Source organism: Frankia sp. AgKG'84/4, assembly GCF_023242965.2.
Lineage (GTDB): Bacteria > Actinomycetota > Actinomycetes > Frankiales > Frankiaceae > Frankia.
In genome coordinates, this window is record NZ_JALKFU020000463.1 from 1 (window position 1) to 4,306 (window position 4,306).

Here is a 4,306-nt window from a genome sequence, read left to right on the forward strand (position 1 = left end):
GGTTCGGCGCGCGGACGGCGCCGGTGCCGCCGGCCGGGCGGGGCCGATGTCGGCCAGAATGGCGCCATGAAGCTCTATGTGCGTGCGGGGTGTGGGTGAGCGGCTCCGCCGCGGCGGTGGCGCCCTGGTCGGCGGGGGCCGCCACCGGCGTCGGCTCGCTGCCTGGAACCGACCCCGTCGAAGCCCAGAAGCTGGTGTTCGGCGAGCTGGCGGACTTTCCGTTCCTGCCGGAGCTGCCGGCCCGCGGCCCGGGCGCGGCCATGATCGGCCGGGGCGCCGCGATCCTGCTGGACCTGCCGGTCGACCTGCAGCCCTCGGGCTGGCGGCTGGTGCCCCGGCCCGGCCTGGACCTGCGCCGCGCCCGTGACTTCCTCGTGCACGACCTGGACACGCTGGTGGAGATCGGCGCGGGCTACGAGGGTCCGCTGAAGGTCGCGGTCGCCGGCGCGTGGACGCTCGCCGCGCAGGTGGAGCTGCCGCGCGGGCACAAGGCGCTGTCCGACCCCGGGGCGACCCGCGACATCGGCGAGGCGCTGGCCGCGGGCCTGGCCCAGCACCTCGCCGACCTGGCCCGCCGGGTACCGGGGGCGCGCCTGGTAGTCCAGCTCGACGAGCCATCGCTGCCAGCGGTCCTCGCCGGCCACGTGCGCACCCCCAGCGGTTTCTCGGTGGTGCGCGCCGTCGAGGAGGGCGTGGTCGTGGCTCGGCTGCGGGAGATCGCCGCGGCGGCGCGGGCGGTGCCCTCGGTCACGGCGGTCGGGGTGCACTGCTGCGCCCCCGACGTGCCGCTGGCGGCGCTGCGCGCGGCCGGGATGGACTTCGCCGGGGTGGACGCCGAGTTGCTGCGCGACGCCGACGACGCCATCGGCGAGTTCGTGGACACCGGCGGCCGGCTGATCGCCGGGCTCGTCCCCACCGCCGGCGGCACCCCGGATCTGTCGGACGTCCGTCGTACCGTCGAGCCGGTCAGAACACTGTGGAACCGGCTCGGGTTCCCGCCCGAGCAGCTTGGGGAGGTGGTCGCCGTGTCACCCGCGTGTGGCCTGGCCGGATTCGGCGCGCAGGACGCCGTGGCGATCCTGCGACACTGCCGCCGCGCGGCCCAGGTGCTGGTGGACTCGCCGCGATGAGCACCTCCGTGGACGCCCCGCGCGACGAGCCTGCGCCGGACCCCGCCGGGACAGGCGCGGCCGACGGCGACGACCTGCCGGCGGGCGCCAGCGCTCAGGCGCCGCCCGAGGGCATCGCGGAGGCGTCCGCGGGGGATCGCGCGCGGGCCGCCGAGCTCGCCCGAGAGCTCGACGAGCACGCGTACCGCTATTACGTGCTGGACTCGCCGACGGTCGCCGATGCCGAGTACGACCGGCTGATGCGGGAGCTCTCCGCGCTGGAGGAGCGCCACCCCGACCTGCGCACGCCGGACTCGCCGACGCAGAAGGTCGCCGGCTCCTACTCCACCCTGTTCACCCCGGTGGAGCATCTGGAGCGGTTGCTGTCGCTCGACAACGTCTTCGACGACGACGAGTTCCACCAGTGGGCGGCGCGGGCGGCCCGGGAGAGCGGGATCGACGCGTGGCTGTGCGAGCTCAAGATCGACGGGCTCGCGGTGGACCTCGTCTACGAGTCCGGCCGGTTGGTGCGCGCGGCCACCCGCGGTGACGGACGGACCGGGGAGGACATCACCCCGAACGTCCGCACGCTGGCGAGCGTGCCGACCCGGCTGCGCGGCGCAGGCGTGCCCGAACTGCTCGAGGTGCGCGGCGAGGTCTTCTTCCCCACCGCGCGGTTCACCGAGCTCAACGCCTCGCTCGTCGAGGCCGGCAGCAAGCCGTTCGCGAACCCCCGCAACGCCGCGGCGGGCTCGCTGCGTCAGAAGGACCCGCGGGTCACCGCCGGCCGGCCGCTCGACATGATCGTTCACGGGCTCGGCGCGCATCGCGGGTTCGACGCGACCGCCCAGTCGGCCGCCTACGCCCGGTTCGCCGAGTACGGCCTGCCGGTGTCCACGCACTTCGAGGTGCTCGCGTCCGTGCCCGACGTGCTGGGCTACATCCACCGCTGGGGCCAGTCCCGCCATGACGTCGAGCACGAGATCGACGGCGTGGTCGTCAAGGTCGACGCGTTCGCGTTGCAGCGCCGGGCGGGCTCGACATCGAAGGCGCCGCGCTGGGCGGTGGCGTTCAAGTACCCGCCGGAGGAGGTGACCACCCGGCTGCGCGCCATCCGGGTCAACGTCGGGCGCACCGGCCGGGTCACCCCGTTCGGCGAGCTGGAACCGGTGCTGGTCGCCGGCTCCACGGTCGGGCTCGCCACCCTGCACAACATCGACGAGGTGGGGCGCAAGGGCGTCCTCATCGGGGACATGGTCGTGCTGCGCAAGGCCGGCGACGTCATCCCGGAGATCGTCGGCCCCGTCGTCGACCTGCGTGACGGCAGCGAGCGGGCATTCGTCATGCCCACCCACTGCCCGGAGTGCCGCACCGAGCTCGTGCGCCCCGAGGGCGAGGTCGACATCCGCTGCCCGAACACCTACGGCTGCCCGGCGCAGCTGCGCGAATCGATCTTCCACCTGGCCTCCCGGGGCGCCCTCGACATCGACGGGCTCGGGTACGAGACGGCGATCGCCCTGCTCGAAGCCGGCCGGGTGCACGACATCGGCGACGTGTTCCACCTGAGTGCGGAGTCGTTCGAGGGGCTGCGCGGCTTCGGCCAGAAGAAGATCGAGAAGATCCTCGGCGGGGTGGAGGTGGCCCGGCAGCGCCCGCTGTGGCGGCTGCTGGTCGGCCTGTCCATCCGCCATGTCGGGCCCGCCGCGGCCCAGGGGCTGGCCCGGGAGCTGCGTTCGCTGGACGCGATCGCCGCCGCCCCCGCCGAGACACTCGCCGCTGTCGAGGGCGTCGGTCCGACGATCGCGCGCGCCGTCGTCGACTGGTTTGCCGACGAGCGGAACCGTGACATCGTGGCCCGCATCGCCGCCGGCGGCGCCTGTCTCGCCGACGCGGGGGCCGACGAGGGTCCCCGCCCGCTGGACGGTCTGTCCGTGGTCGTCACCGGCACGCTGGCCGAGTGGAGCCGCGACCGCGCGACCGAGGCGGTCCAGGCCCGCGGCGGGAAGGTCACCGGTTCGGTGAGCAGGAAGACGGCGTTCGTCGTCATCGGCGCCGATCCCGGCGCGGCCAAGTACGACAAGGCGCGCAGCCTGGGCGTACCGGTGCTGGACGAGGCCGGCTTCGTGGTGCTGCTGGAGCGCGGCGCGGACGCCGCCCGCGAGGTCGCGACCACCGTGGCTGACCAGTCGGCGCCCGACGCGTCGGCCCCCGACGCGTCGGCGAAGGGCGCGTCGCGGGCCCAACAGGCGGGAGACGGTTCCACCGCCGGTCCCTGACCGGGTCCCAGGCCGCTCCCCGCTACTGGGACGGTCCGGTCAGGCTCGCGGCGATGCCGGCGAGGTGGGCCAGGCGGCTGATCTCGGTGCCGCGGAAGACGGGCCCGCCGGGCCGGCCGAGCAGGATCACCAGCCGGTCACGCCCGACCGGCGCGGCGGCCAGGGGCATGCTCATCGCCTGCCAGCGCGGCGGCAGGCCGCCCTCGCCGGCGTCGACGGACCGCGCCCGGTCCAGCGGCAGCCAGGGCGGGGTCAGCCGGAGTCGCTCGGGCACGCCGAGATCGTCGCCGCCGAGCGCAGGCGCGCCGACGGAGGTCTCCCGGATCCGCACGTCGCCTTCGTCGACGTGTTCCAGCAGCACGGCCCAGTCGGCGTTGAACACGCAGGGCGCGAGTTCGGTCAGTGTCGCGACGGCGTCGCGCGGCTGGTCGGTCAACGCGTCGACGAGGTCGAGGTCGTCCGCCACCCCGCCGCCGTCGGCGAGGAAGGGCCGCAGCGACTCGACGACGACCCCGGGCACCGACTGCGCGGCGCTCAGCGCCCGGTCGGCCAGCCCGCCCGGCGGCAGCACGACGAGCAGGTCGTCCACCGCACCGACGGGTCCGCGCTCCACGACGGTGACGCTGAGGATGTCGATGGCGGCGGCGCCCAGGGCGGTGGCGACCGCGCCGAGGGTCCCCGGGCGGTCCGGTAACACCACCCGCATCAGGTGCGACATGTAGCTGAGCATGCACAAAGAGTGTGTCCGCTGCATGGCTGAGCGGTCACACCGAGATGACGGAGCGCCGCTGCGACCTGCGAACGCACGGAGAAGCAGACCTGACCGGCGGTCGGCGGGGACGGCGCGGCGCCGCCGACCGGGCCCGTGTCAATGGGCATCCCCGCGGCGGCCGGCGGTTCGGCGGCCGCGCCGCGCTCGGC

Annotated in this window: 3 protein-coding genes; 2 read left to right on the plus strand and 1 reads right to left on the minus strand. The window is 75.0% G+C overall.

Features of this window, described 5'->3' with window-relative positions; all coding sequences use genetic code 11:
* Nucleotides 1-89: 89 nt before the first annotated feature.
* Both MXD58_RS21295 and ligA read left to right on the plus strand, forming a co-directional pair.
* Nucleotides 90-1,130: a methionine synthase gene (locus MXD58_RS21295; protein ID WP_374616452.1), complete on the plus strand. Its 1,041-nt coding sequence runs from the start codon at nt 90-92 to the stop codon at nt 1,128-1,130.
* Entirely contained in the window at nt 1,127-3,385 is a 2,259-nt protein-coding gene (ligA, locus tag MXD58_RS21300; protein ID WP_248840911.1) for an NAD-dependent DNA ligase LigA, read from the plus strand. The genes MXD58_RS21295 and ligA overlap by 4 nt, the downstream gene beginning before the upstream one ends.
* A gap of 22 nt (nt 3,386-3,407) precedes the next feature.
* On the opposite strand, the gene MXD58_RS21305 is transcribed toward ligA, so the two are convergent.
* Complete coding sequence (locus MXD58_RS21305; protein ID WP_248840910.1) at nt 3,408-4,115, minus strand: ACT domain-containing protein; 708 nt, start codon at nt 4,113-4,115, stop codon at nt 3,408-3,410.
* Nucleotides 4,116-4,306 lie beyond the last annotated feature (191 nt).